Genomic DNA, 17,212 nt, shown 5'->3' with positions numbered 1-17,212 from the left:
AGTTCCGGGCGCGTGTCGGGAGAAAATCGAAAAGGAGAAGACCATGGAGAAGATGCAGGCCGACGTCCTCGGCGGCTACGACGAGTTCGAGCTCGTCGAGATGGGCGAGGCGGACGTGTACGGCGGTACCACCTGGAGCTGCGCCATCGTCACCGCCGTGGCGACCCTGGTGTCCGCCTCCGCCTGCCCGACCACCAAGTGCACCAGCCAGTGCTGAAGCCCTTGACGGCTCTGATACGCGCGGCCCGCTGAACCGGACCGCCGCGTCGGTCACGACGGACGGGGTGGGGGTGGGCCGGACCGAGGTCCGACGGCCCGCGCCGGGCTTCCCGGTCTCCCGCCCCGTCCGACGCCCCGTCAATGCAAGCCCCTCTCCTTGCCCGACGTCCAACAACCCGGAGGTGCGGTAGCCATGGGCGCTCGCCCGGAATCACGTCGGACCGCGCGACGCGTGCCGGCCGTCACCCAGGTCGCCCAGACCGAGTGCGGTCTGTGCTGCTGCGTGTCCCTGCTCCGCTACTACGGGCGGGACGAAGGCATCTCCGAGGTCCGCGAGGACATGGACGCGGGACGGGACGGCCTGAGCGCCCGGCAGCTCGCGCGGTTCCTGGAGTCCCGCGGCATGCGGAGCCGGCTGCTGAGCGCCCGGAGCGTCGCAGCGCTCACCCGGTTCGACTCGCCCGTGATCCTTTTCTGGGACGATCACCACTTCGTGGTTCTGGAGAGCTTCGACGGCGATCAGGCCGTCGTCATGGACCCGGCCGTCGGCCGCCGCCGGATGACCTCGGACGAACTCGCCCAGCACTTCAGCGGCGTGGTCCTCACCGCCGAGCCCGGGCCCGCGTTCCGCCGGCTGCGCCGCCGGCCTTTCGCCGACTGGCGGACGATGCCCCTGCTGCCCGAGGGCGCGGGGCGCCGGATGGCCGGTGTCGGCGCGCTGTCGCTGGCCGCCTACGCCGCGGTGCTGGGGATCCCGCTGCTCACCGAATGGTCCGTGGACCGGTTCTCCGGCTGGACGGAGCTCGGCGACCATCTGTGGGTCATCGGCATGGTGGTCGGCGCCGCCGTCGGCTACTACCTGCTGCATCTCCTGAGGATCCTGCTGCTGTCCTCGCTGGTGTCGGTGCTCGGGCGGCATCTGATGGACCACGCCTTCACCCGGCTGCTGTTGCTGCCGTACCGGTTCTTCACCACCCGTCAGCCCGGCGAGCTGCTCTTCCGGCTCGGCAGCGTCAACGCCGTCCGCGACATGCTCTCCTCCCGGGTCGCCCAGGGCGTGCTGGACGTCGGCACCATGGTCTGCGTCAGCGGCTACCTGCTGCACGTGGAATGGCGGCTCGGGCTGATGGCGCTCGCCCTGGTGCTGGCCAACGCCGGCTATCTGGCCGCCACCCGACTGCGGGTGCTTGAGGCGGTCGACATGGAGATCACCCACCTGGGCAGGAGCCAGTCGCTGCAGCTGGACGCCATCGTCTCCATCCCGACCATCAAGATGGGGGGCTACGCCGACCAGTACCTGGACACCTGGCGCGAGACCTACGCCGCCTCCCTCGACGCGATGAAAGCGCGGATGCGGCTGCAGCAGGGCCAGGTGACCGGTGTGGCGGCCACCATCCAGATGTTCGGGCCGCTGCTGCTGCTGCTCGCCAGCCTCTACTTCGTCGGCCGGGGAACCATCAGCATCGGCGGGGCGATCGCGGTGCAGACCGTCGCCGCCACCTACTTCGCGATCTCCACCTCGGTGTTCCAGGCGTACGCGGAGTTCACCGAGACCAGCCGCTACATGTCCCGACTGAGCGACATCACCCGCACCGAGCCCGAGGGCCCCGGCGGCGACCGCAAGGAGCTGGCGTCCGCTTCCGTCCAACTGGACCAGGTGTCCTTCCGCTACACCCGGCACAGCGAACCGGTGGTCCGCGACGTCACCATGGACATCCCGGCCGGCGCCCGGGTCGCCCTGGTGGGCGCCTCCGGGTCGGGCAAGAGCACCCTGGCCCGGATCGTCTGCGGCCTGCACGAACCCACCTCCGGCTCGGTCCGCTTCGGCGGCCGGGACGCCGGCGAGTACGACCGGGACTCCCTGCGCCGAGTGATCGGCTACATCCCGCAGGAGGTCCACCTGCACAACCGGTCGATCCTGGAGAACCTCACCCTGGGCCAGGACATCCCCGAGGAGACCGTCCGGGAGTTCTGCCGCGAGGCCGGCATCCTGGACTTCCTCGACGACCTGCCGATGGGTCTGCAGACCCTGGTCGCCGAGATGGGCTCCAACTTCTCCGGGGGGCAGCGGCAGCGGCTGGCGATCGTGCGCACCCTCCTGCAACGGCCGTCCATCCTCGTCATGGACGAGGCCACTGCCTCCCTGGACACGGTCAACGAACGCCGGGTGACCCGGCTGATCGAGGGAATCGGCGCCACCCAGATCGTCATCGCGCACCGCCTGTCGACGATCGAGTCCGCCGACCTCATCTACGTGTTCGACCAGGGACGGATCGTCGAGCAAGGAACACATTCAGAACTCATGGACGGAGGCAGCGTGTACCGGGACCTGTATGCGGCGACAGCCGATGGGGCCGGCCGGACGGCCGAACTGCTGGTGGAAGGTGCCGGGGCATGAGCGAGAGCATGGTGGCCATCGAGGCCTTCCTCCCCTTCTACTCCCATGTGGTCCCCCGGTCCGCGGTCGAGAAGGAGCTGCGCGAGCCGTTGCTGCGGGCTGCCGTCCCGGATCGCCGCGACAGCGTGCTGGACCAGGCCCACGAGGCCCTGCTGAAAACGGTGGAGACGCAGTCCTACCGGATACTCATCGGCGAGTTCCACGCCTTCCGCGAGCAGCTGGGCCTGCCGATGGAGTCCGGCGGCGACACCGCCCTGCGCCGCTTCACGGCCCGTCTGGAGGAGCCCGGCGCCCCGGACGCCCTGCTGGAGAAGTACCCGGTGCTGCGGCTGCGACTGACCGCGATGCTGTCCCACTCCCTGGACGCCTACCGCGAGTTCCTCACCGCCTTCGCCGACGACCACCCGCTGCTGGCGGAGGCCGGACTGCTCGGCGAGCCGGGCGACGACGGCCGGCTGCTGTCCGCGATCTCGCCCAGCGGCTCCGACCTGCACAACGACAGCCGTCAGGTACACATTCTCCACCTGGCCAACGGAACCCGGCTGGTGTTCAAGCCGCGGCCGCTCACCGCGGACGACTTCGTCCGCGACCTGTACCGGGCGGTTGCCCCGTACCTGGAGCACCCGCTGTCCCGCTGCGTCCCCCGGTCGTTCACCGTGGGCACGCACGGCTGGCAGGAGTTCACCGTGCCGGCCGCCATGGAGCAGGCGGACCAGCCCGGCCGCTACTTCTACCGGATCGGCGCGCTGGCGGTGCTGTTCGGCTCCATCGGTGCCACCGACCTGCACGACGAGAACCTGCTGGCCTGCGGCGAGCACCCGTGCGTCATCGACACCGAAACCATGCTCCGGCCGGACGCCGGGGTGGGCGACGAGTCGCTCCCCGACGCGCTGATGAACCACACCAAGCTGTCCGTCGCCTCCACGATGCTGGTGCCGATGGTGAACCCGACCTCGCCGGTCGACTTCATCATGGCGGGCGTCGGGGTGGCGGGCGACCAGCCGTCGTCCATGACCAGCGCCGTGATCCGCGACCCGGGAACGGACGCCATCGCGGTGTCACGGGAGCCTTTCAACTACCGGCAGGGCGACAACGTGCCCCGGCTGGGCGAGACGCACCTGATCGCCACCGAGTGGTTCGACGCCATCCTGGCCGGCTGCCGTGCGGCCCTGACGGCTCTGCGGGACGGCGCCGTCACCCGCGTCCTGGAGGCCCACCCCGGGGTGCCGGTGCGGCTGCTGCTGCGCTCCACCATGATCTACGGTCGCTTCATCGACGCTTCCACCCACCCGAAGTACCTGGTGGACCCCAAGGAGTCCGAGCGGCTGTTCGGACTCCTGAAGATGCACCAGGACTACCTGTCCCCGGAGGCGGAGCGCTTCGCGGCGGACGCGGAGCGCGCCTCGCTGCACGGCGGCAACGTGCCGTACTTCGTCACCCGGGGCGACTCCGACGCGCTCGGCACGGTCAACGGGTCGACACCCGGGGTGTATTCGGCGACCGCGCTGGACTTCGCCCGGCGCGGCGTCGCCCACAACGCGGCCCGCACCGACGCCTACCACCACTTCCTGCTGGAGGAGTGCTTCGGCGAGCTGTGCGGCGAGGACACGCCCGGCGGGCTCTCGGCCTCCGGGGTCTTCGGAGGGCACCTGCTGGCCGGGGCCCGTCCCGGCGCCTGGTGGCGGGCGATCGCCGGCCGGATCGCCGAGGTGCGGGTGCCGGTCACCGCTCCCGGCGGGCAGGAGGAGTGCGGATGGGTCGGCGGCATCGGCCCGGACCGCGACGCCTCCACCATCACCCCGGGCAACTTCGTCTCCTTCCACGACTCGGGCGGCGTGGTCTCCTTCCTCAACCGCGCCGCCGCCCGCGACGAGAGCCTGGCCGGTCCGGCCGGCAGCGCCGACCGGGGGCTCACCGCCCTGCTCGCCGAGTACGGCGAGGCGCTGCTGCAGCGCCCCGAGTCGGTGTTCACGGGGGCCGCCTCGCTTCTGCTGGTCCGCCCCGAGGATCCGGAGACCGCGTCCGCCCGGCTGGCCGGCCTGCTCCAGGCCCTCCGGGACCGCGCGGCGGAAGGCGTGCTGGAGACCGACCTCTCCAACGGCCCGGCCGGGCTGCTGATGGTCCTGCTCGACCGTCTCCGCCGCGACGGCTCCTCCTTCCCCGCCGACGCCACGACGGTCGAGCGGCTCACCGACCTGACCCTGTCCCACCTGGGCAGGGAGCGGGACACCCACTGGTCGGACCTGGCCCACGGCGAACTGGGACTGCGCTGGGCGGCCGCCCGGACCGGATCCGTTCTGGGACTGGAGCGCACCGCCAAGGAGGCGGCGGACTGGCTGATCGGCCGCTGGGAGCGGGACGGCGTCCCGGCGGAGCACGGCTGGTGCAAGGGCGCTGCCGGCCTCCTGCTGGCCGGCTCGGAGATCCTCGCCGCGGCGGGCCGGGAGGACTGGCTGACCAAGTCCCGGCTGGCCGATCTGGTCGGCCGGGCGACCGCCCTGGCGCCCGGCCGCGCGGTGGACCTCTCCGTCTGCCACGGCAGCAGCGGCGTCGTCCAGTGCCTGATCGGCGCGGGCCGCACCCTGGGACGCGCGGACCTGTTCGAGCGGGCCGCCGCCCATCAGACCGAGGTCCTCGGCCGGATCCGCGAGGACGGCTACTTCACCGGTGCGGCCGGCCGGACCTCACTGATCGGATACATGCTCGGCTGGGCCGGCGTGGGCGACACCGACCTGATGGTCGATGCCCTGCTCAGCGGCGCAGACCCGGCCGGTCTGCGCCTCCCGCTGGAACTGTCCGCGCCTTCCCGGAGCTGACCGCACGCCTGTCATCCGCTCCACCACTCGTCGAAAGGGCTGCCGGGATGCGGCACTCGATCCTCCTCCCCGTCAACGCCACCCGCCCCGAGCAGGTGATCCCCTTCGCCAATCTCGTCAAATGGGGTGGCGCGGCCCGGCTGTGGCAGGGCCAGGGTCTCGTTCTGGACAGCCATCAGATCGTGAGCTGGTTGGGCGGCTCCGGAATCAGGGTGCCCGCAGGGTTCGGGGTGTCGCTGATGCCCTACCGCTCGCCGTACAACGCGGCGATCGAGGCCCGGTCCGTGGCGCTGGCCACCGGGCACGAGGTGGTGGCCGGCTACGGTCCGGGCTCGCTCGCCGCGCAGACCTGCGCCATGGGACGGCCCTACCCCAGTCAGCTCACCGCCTGCCGGGAGTACGTCACCATCGTCCGGGACCTGCTGGACGGCGGGATCAGCGACCGCGAGGGGGAGATCTTCTCCGCCAAGGCGCAGCTCATGCCGTTCCACAAGCCGGAGGTGTCGCTGGGCCTTGGCGTCCTGCGGGAGCGGATGGCCGAACTCGCGGGAGAACTCGCCGATGTGGCCATCACCTGGATGGCCTCGGCGGCGTACCTCGAGGAGTTCCTGATCCCGGCTCTGCGGAGCGCGAAGGAGCGGCGTCCGGAGCAGCCGGTCAAGGTCACCGCCTATGTTCCGGTGGCACTGGCCGGCCCCGGCCGGGACATGGCGAAACTGCTGCGGGCGACCTGCGGGGGGCACATCCAGTTCCCCCACTACCAGGCCGTCCTGCGGCGGGCCGGGATCCAGATCACCGGCGACGGCGGGCCCGACGACGTCCGCGCCCTGGTGGACGGCGGGATCTTCCTCTACGGGACGGCCGAGGAGATCCACCAGCGGCTGGACGCCTACCGGGCGCTCGGCGTGGACGAGGTGGTCCTCAACGTCACCGGGGTCGGCGCGGTGCACGGACCCCGGGCCGCCGCGTCCGACCTCTACGAGATTCTGAAGGCCGCACCGTGACCGGGCCGGTCACTGTCCGCCTGAGACGTCAGGAGCGACTGACCTCATCGGCGGATGGTTGCCCGGTCTCGAGCTTCCGAGCCCGCTCCAGGTCACGGGCCAGATGTGCCCGGCGCCGCCCGTTCCTGCGGCGGCTGCGCCGGTCCTCGGGAGTGTCGTACATCAGCTGGGTATGAAAATAGTTGACGTGCTCCAGGACGGCGAAGAGCGTGAAGAGCAGGCCTGGGATGCTCCCGGTCCCGGGGGCGTCGGCCACCGCGAGAACGGTGAGCGGCACGCCGAGCCCGAGCAGTACCAGGTTGACCACCCGAGCGGCGGCGAACACCGCCGCCCCGGGTAGCGGCGCGCCGCTACCGGCGGACAGGGCACGGAGCTTGACCGTCCAGTACGCGGCGCCCTCCAGCAGGAGCAGCGTGACCAGTGCGAACCCGAAGAGGTTGGCGGCCGTCGGCGGCACGCCGACCACGCCGAACCAGACGGCCGTCTGCAACGGGACGTTGACCAGTTCCCCTACCGCGAGCGACCGAAGTCGCCGTCGGACCCGAGCCCCGGCCGACCGGGTGCCCGCCGTCACTGGCGCGCCATCTCGGCCACCAGACGGTGCGCCCGCTCTGTGTCCCAGGTGAGCGCGGCGGCCCGGATGGCCTCGACGCCGGGAGGGACGTCCAGGCCCAGCTCGTCGGCGAAGACGGTCCGACATCGCTCGATCACGCCCAGCGCGCCGGCCACGTCGCCCTGCGCGCAGTAGGTGGCGGCGAGTAACTGCCACAGCCGCTGCCGGTAGGGGGCCTCGGCCAGCACGGTCTCGATGCGGTACGACAGCATCTCGGTCCGATGGGTCAGCAGGCAGGCGGTGAAGAAGTCCTGGCAGGCCTCGAAGCGGGTGTTGCTGAGGCCCACGGTATGCGCGTGGAACCACCGGGTGGCCGGAAGCCGTTGGCCGAAGGGGCCGCGCCAGAGGGCGAGGGCCTCGTCCAGGTGGCTGACCGCGGCCCGGTGGTCGCCCGCGGCGAGCAGTTCCTTGCCCTGCCGGGCGAGCTTCAGGAAGCAGGACAGATCGAGTTCGTCCGCGTCGACGCTGAGGGCGTACCCGGTCTCCGCGCCGCGGCTGGTGGTCAGCCGCTTGCTCAGTCCCGACTGCGCGGAGTCCAGGCCGCGGCGGAGCCCGGTGAGGTGACTCCTGATGTTGGCCACCGCCGAGCTCGGCGGGTCGTCCCACAACAGCTCGGTCAGCTCGCCCATGCCGACGAACTGTCCCCGGCGCAGGAGCAGCGCGGTGAGCAGCGCGCGGCGGGCTGCCGACTGCGTCTCGGCACCGCCCGCGATCCTCACAGGCCCCAGCAGTCGGAAAAGCATCTGGCTCTGCCACCTCTCGTGTGAAGTGCTGAGGCAGGTACCGGCCCCGGGCCGCAGGGGCCGCCGGCGGCGGCATCGTGTCCCCCCTCGCGTCGTGTGGTCAGCACCACACCTCCCTCACGACCGAATATGGCAGCGCCCAAGGCAGGGAGGAACAAGGCCTGTTGGCCAGATACGGCCAACCCGATGCAGGATCCGGCCTGATCGCACCTGCGCCGAAGATCCTACTGTCGAGTCACCAGGGGCCCCTGGTGAAACCTTTACCCTTCGGGCACCTCCCTTCTACAATTCCTGCAGCACACGCCGGCCGGATCCTTCCCGATGTCCTCTCCCACGGGAGTGCCTCTTGCTCGTGCACCACATGGCGGTCCTTGGTCTCACTGCGGCGGAAGAGGAGCTCTACCGGCACCTGCTGCGCAACCCCGGCGTCGAACTCGACGAAGCGCACGTCCTGTTGAGACAGGAACCCCTCACCTTGGACGCAGCGGTGCGTCGGCTGCGGGAACTGCACGTCATCCGCGAGGACGACGGCAAGGCGTGGCCGCACAAGCCGGACCTGGTGGTCAACCGGCTGGCCCAGCAGCGCCTGGAGGAGTTCTACAGCACCATCCGCACACTGTCCGACCTGAAACCCATCGTGGACTCCCTGACGCGTGACGCGCGCGACCAGGGCCCGAACTCCGAACACGCCCCGGTGGAACGGCTGATGGGGTTATCGGCCATCCGCGAACGTCTGGACGAACTGGCGTTCTTCGCTCGTGCGGAGGTTCTGGCCTCCGAGCCCTACGACGCGCTCACCCTGGAGAACATCAACCACTCCCGCCCGCTCGACCTGCGCTGCCTGCGCCGTGGCGTCGTCCTGCGCAACCTGGTCCGCGCCTCCGCGGTGGCGGACGACACCACGCGGGCCTACCTCCAGGAACTGACCGCCGCCGGGGCCCGGATCCGGGTGGTCGAGGACCTGAGCGAGCTGATGATCGTGTACGACCACCACACCACGCTGGTGCCGGTGGACCCGAAGAACACCTCCAAGGGCGCCCTCTGCTCGAGCGAGGAGGGGATCGTCACCACCGTCGTCAACAATTTCGAGCGTCTGTGGGCGGGGGCCGAGGAGTTCACCGACCTGGTCGGGCAGGGGGTGGACTCGTCGGGCGATCCCGAACTGACCGATCTGCAAGTGCAGGTGCTGCGGGCGATGTGCACGGTCGGCAAGGACGAGACCGGCGCCCGCCAGGTGGGCACCGCACTGCGTACCTACCGCCGCCACATATCGGAGCTGATGCGACTCCTCGGTGCGGAGAACCGCGCCCATGCGGCGTTGCTGGCCCGAGAACGAGGGTGGGTCTGACAGTCGGTGGGTCTGACCGTCGGTGGGTCTGACAGCCGGGGCGTGACCCGGCCGTCAGTCGTCCCCGAATTCCCGGGCGTCCGCCCAAAGCCGCTCGAAGTGGTTGACGACCGTGCTCACCATGCCGGGTTCAGCCGTGACGAACGCGCCCTTGGCGATGTCCGAGGGCTCGACCGGCACCAGCGCGGTCCCGCCGTCGCACACCGCCATCGGGCTGTCCGATGAGGACAGCACGCGCACCCGAGCGCCCGCGTCGGCCAGTTGGCGCAGGTGGGCGACGACCACCGGGTCGGCGAGCATGGACTGCCACACCACGAGCCGCACGGTGACGCCTCGACCCAGCATCCGCAGGCCCAGCGGCAAGGTCAGCCGTAGGACCCGGCGGTCGACCTCCTCGCAGAGCCCACCCGCCAGCACCTCGGAGCGGGTACTCAGGGCGAGGGCCTCCACCCTCGCCCGCAACGCGGTGGGATCGGTGATCCGCTCCATCAGCCGGCCGTCCCGCGGAGGTGTGTCACCCTCCTCGGGCCGGCCGGCGGCGGCCGCCTCGTCCTCCAGGGAGCGCACCACCGTGTAGACCTGGGCAAGGCTGCGGGTGATGGTGTGCAGCTCGGCCAGCAGCCGCTCGGCCAGCAGGCCCACCACCACCTTCGGCTCCTCCGGCCACAGCGCTCCGTCGCTCTCGACCACGGCGCCCAGAGCCTTCAGCCGCCCCACGGCAGCCGCACCGGCCCCGGACGGGTGCCAAGGCGCGGCAACGATCTCTGCGACGCCGCTGCCGGGATGCCTCAACAGGTGGCGGTACGTCTGCTCCTCCGCAGGGGTGATTCCCAGGATCTGCATGCGGTGCATCGGCGGTGCTCCACGGTCGGTCGGTGACGAGGTACTGGAAGGGCGGTGGGCCGCGCGTCGTGCTCGGCACCCGGACCGCTGGACCCACCCCCGTGGCGGGCTCGCCGCACAGGATCAGGTGCCCGGCTTCTCCTGCCAGCCGTTGACCCAGCACGCGTCCAGGGGGTCGAGACAGCCGCCCGCCACTACGACGGCGTCACCGCTCGCCGGTGTGACGCTCCCCGCGAGGGCGGTGAACGCCCCCGCCGTCGCCAGGGCGGTCATCATCGCCGCCGCGATCCCTCGGGCAGCCTTGCTGGTGGCGGTACGCGTCATGGTTCTTCCCCTCCCGGCGCACCGGCGCCGTTTCCTCAGAGGTGCCCGGGACGAGATCCCCGACCACATCAGAAGCATCGCAGCGAACCCCCTCCTCCACAGGGCTCCCCGTTGGCATGCTCCTGCCTCCGCACCGTGCACGATCCTGCCACCGCCGGCAGGCCGGGCTCGTGGACAAAAGCGCCTTGGAGTCGTCAGGTGTGGTTGACCGGGAGGACGTCCGGGGAACGCCCGCCCACCACCGAGCCCGGCCCGAGGATCAGATCGCCCGCCAGTGCGTCCCCCGCCGCGGCCGGCCCGAAGACGTGGCAGCCGCCATCGCCTTCCTTGCGGGACCCAGTGCATCGTTCATCACCGGCCAGTCGTCGCACATCGACGGCGGCTGGCAACTCCACTGACCACGCCCCGACGCCCATCCCGGAAAGGGAGCCCCATGAAGCAGCGCGTCCGCGCCATCCTGATCACCCCGCAGGACACCACGCTCGTCATGAAGCGCGTCCGCCCTGGCTCCGACCCCTACTGGGTGATCGTCGGCGGTGGCGTCGAAGAGACCGACGCCACCCGTGAGGACGCCCTCCTGCGTGAGGTCCGCGAAGAGATCGCCGGCGACGCCGAGATCATCCGCCTGCTCCACGAGACGGAGAACACCAAGGGAGAGAAGTCGTACCACTCGATGGTGGTGCCGATGAGACTGGCGGCGACGATCCGCTTGAGGGAGCCGGGTGGGGTCGGGGAGGTTGTTGCGGCGGCCATGTGCACCACTTCCAGGCAGGGCGGGGACGATTCGGTGTCGCCACACCGTAGGAAGACGCAGGTCAGCGGCGTATGTGGTGGGACACCATAGTTCGACGCGGGGGAGTGCGGCCTGGCGCCATGGGCCCCTGTCGCGGCTGCCGGGCAGGCGTGGGGAGGGACGCCAGGAAGGGTGTCTGAGATGTGCTGGAAGAGCAGGATTTGGAGGTGCGGTGCTGATTCCCGTGCTGACTTGGTGCTGACTACGGAGCGTTGAACTCGCAGATGCACGACAGTTCGGTCGTCGGGGCAGGCTCGGCCGACGGGCCGGAGAGGGCCAGAGGCGCCGTGCTCGCGTCAGGCTCCAGTGGTGAGGCTATGTCCAAGCGAGAGGCATTTCCCGACGGCTCCCGGACCCGCGTGATCGGACGGTCGGGAACAAGCGGCGGATCGTCTGCCAGGGGTTGCCAACGTCGTCTTTCGGGCGCGCTTGACGCGATCCGCAGGGACTGGCTCGCCCATGAGGAGTTCCTCGTCCGAGACGCCCGAACCATCAGCAAGTCCGACGTCTGCACGATCCTCGGCCCAGCGTCCAGCACTTTTTGGGGCAACCCTGCAGATCGGGAGGCTACCTCAGCCTCGCCGCTCGTGAAGTCCTGACGGGGTGAAGGGAGATTTCCTTGAAGTCGTCGCCCTCAACGCGCGGACCTGCACGGATCATTGTACGAGCGTGCTGTGGCTGGTCCCCGTCCGCGGCTGGGCGGTTCAGAAACTGGTGAGCGAGGTTCTCACACCGGACGTGCGCAGCGGCTGGCTTTCGTCCTGCCTGACGCCGTAGTGATCGGCCGAGGGAACCATGCTGATCCTGTGTTGACCGCAGGCGGAGCGGTGCGGCATGCGCGTACAGAATTGCCCTGGTGGGGTGTGTTGTGGTGAAACTTCGTGGGCCGCACGGACGAGGAGACTTCGGCGTCGGCACAGCACTCGGGTCCGCTGCTGCAGGGCTCGGAGGCCGAGCCTGGAACGGCCCCCTCTCCGCCGCACTCGTCGCCCTCCTACTGCTGCTCCTCGTCCGCCGACGTCTCGACAGGATGCACCGCGGCCCTGATCGAAAACCCGTTCCCGAGCCTGGAGGCACTCCATGACCGTGACCGCGCTCGTTCCCCCAACCGCCCCCGCGCCCGACACGGATCGCACCCCGCAGAGCAGCCAGTCCGCCCGAGCCGGCTTCAGAGTCCCGCAGGCCTTGAGCCGGCTCGGCAGCGACCGCGAGCACCGGGCCTCGGACATCGCCTGCGCAACAGGCCTGCGTCAGACATCTCCTAGCAGCCGGGAAGTCCTTTGTACACGAAGATTTCCAGATATATCTGCCTTTTTGGGTGAGACGCGCGAGAGGGAGTGAACCAACGAGCTCGGGTTCATGCGGTGTGGTGGCGTCACCACCCGCCCGCAGGTCTGGGCCCCCTCCCGGCAGGAGGGAGCCCGGACCGCCCTGGTATCCCGTGTCTTCGTTACGGGCAGGTGGTGACGGTGTCGTTGCCGTTGTCCGGTGTGGGGTCGGTCTCCGAGGCGTCGACGGTGGCGGTCTCGGTGAGGGTGTCGGTGGCCGTGGGTTCCGGTGAGCGTGTCGGCCGTCGTGACGCTGGTGGCCGCATCGGTGGTACTGGCCTTGTAAGCGAGTTGCGAGACATGCGACGGGTTCGCTTTCCTCATGCTATGTCACTCATGTAGACGATTTTTATGATTTTCAGTCTATTGCTGTGAAACGTGCGGGCATGCTCCCACGTGACGCCCCATCACCACCTCCGGCACGGAGCAGATCTGCGTCCCCTGCCCGGGGTGAGCCTGCGAGTCGGCACAGGCAGCAGGCCGGCGGCCCAGGCCAGCGACAAGAAAGGTTCTGCTATGGCATTGGATCTCATCCGGTGGGCTCCACCCGACACGAGCCCTCAACGCAATCTGCTCAAACAGGGAGCCTTCGCCCTGCTCCCCGCATCGCTCCTGGCGGCCGCCCTGGTCCCGACCCCCGCCTATGCCGCAGAAGCCCCCGTGTTGCTGGGGACCACCGCCAGTTACGGGGTCCTGGCTGGTTCGACGGTCACCAACACGAACCCCACCGTCATCAACGGCGACCTGGGGCTCTATCCGGGCACATCGGTGACCGGCTTCCCGCCCGGCATCGTCAACGGAGTGACGCGCGTAGCCCCCAACGCCGCTGCCGCTCAGGCGAAGTCCGACCTCGTCGTCGCCTACGACGACGCGGCAGGCCGGGGGCCCGGGACCATTCTCGCTTCGGACGAGATCGGCGGACTGACGCTGGCGCCCGGCGTCTACACGGCCCCGGCGTCCCCGCCGTCCCTGCAACTCACCGGGACGGTCACCCTCGACGGCCAGAACGACCCCAACTCCGTCTTCATCTTCCGGATCCCCTCGACCCTGACCACGGCTTCGTCGAGTTCCGTGGCCTTCATCAACGGAGCAAATGCCTGCAACGTGTTCTGGCAGGTGGGCAGCTCCGCCACCCTCGGAACGACCACCCAGTTCAAGGGCACCATCCTGGCGATGCAGTCCATCACGCTGAACAACAGCGCCGTAATCGAAGGCCGCGCCCTGGCGCGTGAGGCCGCGGTCACGATGAACAACAACACCATTACGCGGCCGGCCTGCGCCGTCGGCCCGCCTGGACCCCCCGGCCCGACTGGTGCACCCGGCCCGACTGGTGCACCCGGCCCGACTGGTGCACCCGGCCCGACTGGTGCACCCGGTGCGACTGGTGCACCTGGCCCTGACGGCAGTCCCGGTGCGACTGGTGCACCTGGCCCCGACGGCAGTCCCGGTGCGACTGGTGCACCTGGCCCGACTGGTGCACCCGGTGCGACTGGTGCACCTGGCCCCGACGGCAGTCCCGGTGCGACTGGTGCACCCGGCCCCGACGGCAGCCCCGGAGCACCCGGCGCACCCGGCCCCGACGGTGCACCCGGACCCACCGGTTCTGCCGGCCCTGCCGGACCCGCAGGACCCGTCGGACCCACGGGGCCTGCTGGACCCGCCGGACCCGCAAGGCCTGATCACGACCACGGCCACCCCGGCCACCAGGAGGGCGACGAGGGCGAGCACGGTCACGACGACCACGACCAGGGTGAGCAGGGTCATGGTCAGGACGACCACGACCAGGGCAAGCCGCCGTGGGCCGGCTTCCTGCCGGGCGGCCTCGACGATGCTCTGGGCCACGGGCTTCCCCGCCATGCGGGACCGGCCGCATGGCTGCCTCCGCGGCCGCGCTGGTATTAGTCGGAGGCTCGGCCCTCTTCGCGATGAAGAGAACCCGCCGAGGTACGGCGCCTCGACAGGACTAGGCCGTTTCCTGTGGATCATCGGATCGCTGGTTGATGTGTGTCGTTGACTGACCCCCAGTGGGCACGCATCGAGCCGTTGCTGCCGGATCGGACCCCGAAGCGGGGCGGTCGGTGGCGTGATCACCGGCAGGTGATCGAAGCGATCGCGTTCAAGTACCGCACCGGGACGCCGTGGATGGACCTGCCCGAGCACTTCGGTTCGTGGAAGGGCGCCCACAACCGCCTGCGGAAGTGGGCCGCCGACGGCAATTGGAAGAGGGTCATCACCGCCCTGCTCGCGCAGGCCGACGCCGAAGGAGACCTCGACTGGGTCGTCGAGGTCGATTCCACCGTCGTCTGAGCTCACCAGCACGCCGCCGGGGCCCGTCAAAAGGGGCCCCGGCCGGCGAGCCGGACGACCATGCCCTCGGACGGTCCCGCGGCGGGCTGACCACCAAGATCCACCTCGCCGCCGACAGCCGTTGCCGGCCGCTGGCGTTCGTCATCACGAGAGGCTCCAGGCCCTGGCTGTCGTGCATGTCCGCGCCGGAGATACGCAGCTCGCCTCGCGCTCCGAGTGCGTCGAGGATCACGCGGTAGATCCTGGCCCAGACCCGGTCCCGGCTCCATGGGGATTAACGAGCGATCACGCCGTAAGAGACGACCTCTCAGGTGACGCGCCTCCGGCTCTGCTCAGCAGAAGATTCCCTTGAACAGAACCACGCCTCCGGGTAGACAGGGAGGCAGAGAACGCCTGCACTCCGGCCTCAGACGATGACAGAGCCCCGTGACAGGAGTTGCACGACGGCCAGCCCCGCAACCGCGATCGCCGCCCGGAACGGCCATCGGCTGCCCTCACGCCACCTCGGGACAGTACCGATGGCCGCGGCACATCCCGCTGCCGTCGCACACACCCAGCCTGGTGCTCCTGCCGTCCCGGGCGGGCACACGGTGACGATCGCGACCGCGGCGAGCATCGTGACCAGTGAGAGCCGGCGACAGGCCACGGGGCCGAGGCGTTGAGGCAGACCACGGACGCCCGTCGCGAGATCGTCCGCGATGTCCGGCAGCGCGTTCACCCAGTGGGCGCCGACACCGAGCAGTGCACTCGTGACCACGGCCCACCAGGCAGGCCAGGAGTGCGTCGGCGGGCCGAGCGTCACGAATGCGGGCAGGGACGCGAACCCGACGGCGTACGGCACGGGGGAGACCGGCGTTCTCTTCAGGGCCAGGTTGTACGCCCACCCGCCGGCGATCACGCCCGTGAGGTGGACAGCCGCGGCGGCAAGGCCGCTGAGCAAGGAGAGCGGCACACAGACGACAAGCGCCACCACGGCGGCCATGGCGGCCGTCCGTGGGTGCAGTGCCCCGGTCGCGATCGGTTTGTCGCGCCGGCCGCTGGCGGTGTCCCGGCCCGCGTCCACCGCGTCGTTGCACCATCCGATCGAGAGCTGACCGGCCAGCACCGCCGCTCCGACCGCTACGACACCCCCCGGTCCCCGCCCCGACGTGGCGGCCAGAGCGGCGACGAACACCGTCACCGCGAGCGTCGGCTCCGGGTGGCACGAGTGGAGCAGCGTCGCGAGCCGGTGTGTCGCTCGCACCGGAAGACCAGGGAGGTATAGAGACACGGGAGCAAGGTAATCGCGCCGTCGGTCGTGAGGAGACATCCCGGAATGCGTGTCCCCACAGTCGACCGGCTCGCCCCCGTCACGCCTCCGGCCGCGCACGCCGGCGGCACCGGCGATGCGCGGCCCGATCCCGACGGGTGGAAGAGCGTCGTCGCCGCCGTCCGTACGGCCCTGCCGGAGCATCGATACGCCCAGGACGAACTCACCGAGCTGATCGGCGACCTCTGTCTCGCCCCCGGAGCGGACCGCACAGTGCTGCGCCGACTGCACGGAACCGCCGGGGTGCGGACCCGTCACCTCGCTCTGCCCATCGACCAGTACGCGGCTCTGGGGGACTTCGGCGAGACGAACGCGGCATGGATGACTGCCGGTCTGGAACTCGGGGAACGGGCTCTGACGTGTGCGCTCGAAGCCGCCGGGCTGTCGCCCTCGGAGCTGGATCTGTTGGTGTGTACCTCCATCACCGGTATCGCCGCGCCGTCGCTCGACGCCCGGCTCGCCTCGCGCATGGGCATGCGGCCGGACGTGAAGCGGATTCCCGTGTTCGGGCTCGGCTGCGTTGCGGGAGCGGCCGGTCTTGCCCGGCTCCACGACTACCTGCGCGGCCACCAGGGCGAGGTGGCCGCGCTGCTCAGCGTGGAGCTGTGCTCACTCACCCTGCAGCAGCGTGACGACTCGCCGGCCAACCTCGTCGCCGGTGCTCTGTTCGGCGACGGTGCGGCGGCGGTCGTCGCGCATGCCGCGCGGGCCGGCGACGACCGGTCCGGTCGCCCGGCGGTGGTGGCCACCCGCAGTCTCCTCTACCCGGACACCGAGCATCTGCTGGGCTGGACGATCGGTGCCGGAGGCTTCCGGCCGGTGGTGGACGCCGCGATCCCCGATGTCGTGGGAGCCCGGATCGGTCCCGACCTCCGGGACTTCCTGGCCGTCCACGGCCTGACTCCGGACGACATCGGGACCTGGATCTGCCACCCCGGAGGACCGCGGATCCTCACTGCGGTGGCACACGCCCTGGACCTTCCCGACGGTGCCCTCGAATCGGCTCACCGGGCCCTGGCCGTATCGGGGAACATGTCCTCCGCCTCGGTACTGCGGATCCTGGAGGACGTCACCACCAACGCCCCTCCTTCGCCCGGCTCGTGGGGCCTGATGATGGCGATGGGACCCGGCTTCTGTGTCGAGTTCGTCCTCCTGCGCTGGTGAGGA

At 70.3% G+C, this 17,212-nt stretch carries 15 protein-coding genes and 1 pseudogene; 10 read left to right on the top strand and 6 right to left on the bottom strand.

The features are described 5' to 3' along the window. Positions 1-43 precede the first annotated feature (43 nt). The 4 genes from OG514_RS36595 (at position 44) to OG514_RS36580 (ending at position 6,437) form a co-directional block, all read left to right on the top strand. Positions 44-217 (top strand): class II lanthipeptide, LchA2/BrtA2 family, encoded by a 174-nt coding sequence (locus tag OG514_RS36595; protein ID WP_167346869.1) that lies wholly within the window; start codon positions 44-46, stop codon positions 215-217. Between the two features lie 234 nt (positions 218-451). Then, positions 452-2,617, top strand: a complete 2,166-nt coding sequence (locus OG514_RS36590; RefSeq protein WP_266902222.1) for a peptidase domain-containing ABC transporter — start codon at positions 452-454, stop codon at positions 2,615-2,617. Further along, a complete protein-coding gene (gene lanM / locus OG514_RS36585) occupies positions 2,614-5,433 on the top strand; it encodes a type 2 lanthipeptide synthetase LanM (protein ID WP_266902220.1) in 2,820 nt (939 codons plus the stop codon). The genes OG514_RS36590 and lanM overlap by 4 nt, the downstream gene beginning before the upstream one ends. Before the next feature lie 47 nt (positions 5,434-5,480). Next, positions 5,481-6,437 carry an LLM class flavin-dependent oxidoreductase gene (locus tag OG514_RS36580; RefSeq protein ID WP_266902218.1) on the top strand — a complete coding sequence of 319 codons (957 nt, stop codon included), beginning with the start codon at positions 5,481-5,483 and terminating at the stop codon, positions 6,435-6,437. A gap of 28 nt (positions 6,438-6,465) precedes the next feature. Here the strand turns inward: OG514_RS36580 and OG514_RS36575 are convergent, their stop codons facing one another. Both OG514_RS36575 and OG514_RS36570 read right to left on the bottom strand, forming a co-directional pair. Next, on the bottom strand, positions 6,466-6,927 hold the full coding sequence (locus tag OG514_RS36575) for a hypothetical protein (protein ID WP_266902216.1): 462 nt from the start codon (positions 6,925-6,927) through the stop codon (positions 6,466-6,468). Positions 6,928-7,007: 80 nt separating this feature from the next. Beyond that, positions 7,008-7,793 (bottom strand): BTAD domain-containing putative transcriptional regulator, encoded by a 786-nt coding sequence (locus OG514_RS36570; protein ID WP_266902214.1) that lies wholly within the window; start codon positions 7,791-7,793, stop codon positions 7,008-7,010. Positions 7,794-8,145: 352 nt separating this feature from the next. Here OG514_RS36570 and OG514_RS36565 point away from each other — a divergent pair, with 352 nt between their 5' ends. Continuing rightward, a complete protein-coding gene (locus OG514_RS36565; RefSeq protein WP_266902325.1) occupies positions 8,146-9,141 on the top strand; it encodes a helix-turn-helix transcriptional regulator in 996 nt (331 codons plus the stop codon). A 54-nt stretch (positions 9,142-9,195) separates the two neighbouring features. Here OG514_RS36565 and OG514_RS36560 read toward each other — a convergent pair whose 3' ends face one another. Then, positions 9,196-9,993: a helix-turn-helix transcriptional regulator gene (locus OG514_RS36560; protein WP_266902212.1), complete on the bottom strand. Its 798-nt coding sequence runs from the start codon at positions 9,991-9,993 to the stop codon at positions 9,196-9,198. 114 nt (positions 9,994-10,107) lie between these two features. After that, positions 10,108-10,308 carry a hypothetical protein gene (locus OG514_RS36555; RefSeq protein ID WP_266902210.1) on the bottom strand — a complete coding sequence of 67 codons (201 nt, stop codon included), beginning with the start codon at positions 10,306-10,308 and terminating at the stop codon, positions 10,108-10,110. Between the two features lie 116 nt (positions 10,309-10,424). Here OG514_RS36555 and OG514_RS36550 point away from each other — a divergent pair, with 116 nt between their 5' ends. Together OG514_RS36550 and OG514_RS36545 are read left to right on the top strand one after the other, a co-directional pair. Then, the gene (locus tag OG514_RS36550; RefSeq protein ID WP_266902208.1) at positions 10,425-10,706 is read left to right on the top strand and encodes an SDR family oxidoreductase; all 282 of its coding nucleotides are present in this window, start codon (positions 10,425-10,427) and stop codon (positions 10,704-10,706) included. 35 nt (positions 10,707-10,741) lie between these two features. Beyond that, on the top strand, positions 10,742-11,152 hold the full coding sequence (locus OG514_RS36545) for an NUDIX domain-containing protein (protein WP_266902206.1): 411 nt from the start codon (positions 10,742-10,744) through the stop codon (positions 11,150-11,152). A 1,399-nt stretch (positions 11,153-12,551) separates the two neighbouring features. Here the strand turns inward: OG514_RS36545 and OG514_RS36540 are convergent. Next, positions 12,552-12,695, bottom strand: coding sequence for a hypothetical protein (locus tag OG514_RS36540; RefSeq protein ID WP_266902204.1), 144 nt, complete (start codon positions 12,693-12,695; stop codon positions 12,552-12,554). A 250-nt stretch (positions 12,696-12,945) separates the two neighbouring features. Between OG514_RS36540 and OG514_RS36535 the strand changes: the two genes are divergently transcribed. Both OG514_RS36535 and OG514_RS36530 read left to right on the top strand, forming a co-directional pair. Next, positions 12,946-14,331, top strand: a complete 1,386-nt coding sequence (locus tag OG514_RS36535; RefSeq protein ID WP_266902202.1) for an ice-binding family protein — start codon at positions 12,946-12,948, stop codon at positions 14,329-14,331. Between the two features lie 102 nt (positions 14,332-14,433). Beyond that, positions 14,434-14,891: pseudogene (locus OG514_RS36530) on the top strand (IS5 family transposase); the annotation flags it as partial. A gap of 251 nt (positions 14,892-15,142) precedes the next feature. On the opposite strand, the gene OG514_RS36525 reads toward OG514_RS36530, so the two are convergent. Beyond that, on the bottom strand, positions 15,143-16,045 hold the full coding sequence (locus OG514_RS36525) for a UbiA family prenyltransferase (RefSeq protein ID WP_266902200.1): 903 nt from the start codon (positions 16,043-16,045) through the stop codon (positions 15,143-15,145). Between the two features lie 6 nt (positions 16,046-16,051). Here OG514_RS36525 and OG514_RS36520 point away from each other — a divergent pair, with 6 nt between their 5' ends. Further along, positions 16,052-17,209, top strand: coding sequence for a type III polyketide synthase (locus OG514_RS36520; RefSeq protein ID WP_266902198.1), 1,158 nt, complete (start codon positions 16,052-16,054; stop codon positions 17,207-17,209). Positions 17,210-17,212: the final 3 nt, after the last annotated feature.

The organism is Streptomyces sp. NBC_00572 (assembly GCF_026341815.1).
Taxonomy (GTDB): domain Bacteria; phylum Actinomycetota; class Actinomycetes; order Streptomycetales; family Streptomycetaceae; genus Streptomyces.
This window is presented reverse-complemented; position numbering and strand designations above follow the sequence as displayed.

Bases quoted from the DNA above. Each gene is read 5' to 3' on its own strand.
- OG514_RS36595 (WP_167346869.1), top strand. From the start codon at position 44: ATGGAGAAGATGCAGGCCGACGTCCTCGGCGGCTACGACGAGTTCGAG.
- lanM (WP_266902220.1), top strand. From the start codon at position 2,614: ATGAGCGAGAGCATGGTGGCCATCGAGGCCTTCCTCCCCTTCTACTCC.
- OG514_RS36580 (WP_266902218.1), top strand. From the start codon at position 5,481: ATGCGGCACTCGATCCTCCTCCCCGTCAACGCCACCCGCCCCGAGCAG.
- OG514_RS36570 (WP_266902214.1), bottom strand. From the start codon at position 7,793: ATGCTTTTCCGACTGCTGGGGCCTGTGAGGATCGCGGGCGGTGCCGAG.
- OG514_RS36560 (WP_266902212.1), bottom strand. From the start codon at position 9,993: ATGCACCGCATGCAGATCCTGGGAATCACCCCTGCGGAGGAGCAGACG.
- OG514_RS36555 (WP_266902210.1), bottom strand. From the start codon at position 10,308: ATGACGCGTACCGCCACCAGCAAGGCTGCCCGAGGGATCGCGGCGGCG.
- OG514_RS36550 (WP_266902208.1), top strand. From the start codon at position 10,425: ATGCTCCTGCCTCCGCACCGTGCACGATCCTGCCACCGCCGGCAGGCC.
- OG514_RS36545 (WP_266902206.1), top strand. From the start codon at position 10,742: ATGAAGCAGCGCGTCCGCGCCATCCTGATCACCCCGCAGGACACCACG.
- OG514_RS36540 (WP_266902204.1), bottom strand. From the start codon at position 12,695: ATGCGGCCACCAGCGTCACGACGGCCGACACGCTCACCGGAACCCACG.
- OG514_RS36535 (WP_266902202.1), top strand. From the start codon at position 12,946: ATGGCATTGGATCTCATCCGGTGGGCTCCACCCGACACGAGCCCTCAA.
- OG514_RS36525 (WP_266902200.1), bottom strand. From the start codon at position 16,045: ATGTCTCCTCACGACCGACGGCGCGATTACCTTGCTCCCGTGTCTCTA.
- OG514_RS36520 (WP_266902198.1), top strand. From the start codon at position 16,052: ATGCGTGTCCCCACAGTCGACCGGCTCGCCCCCGTCACGCCTCCGGCC.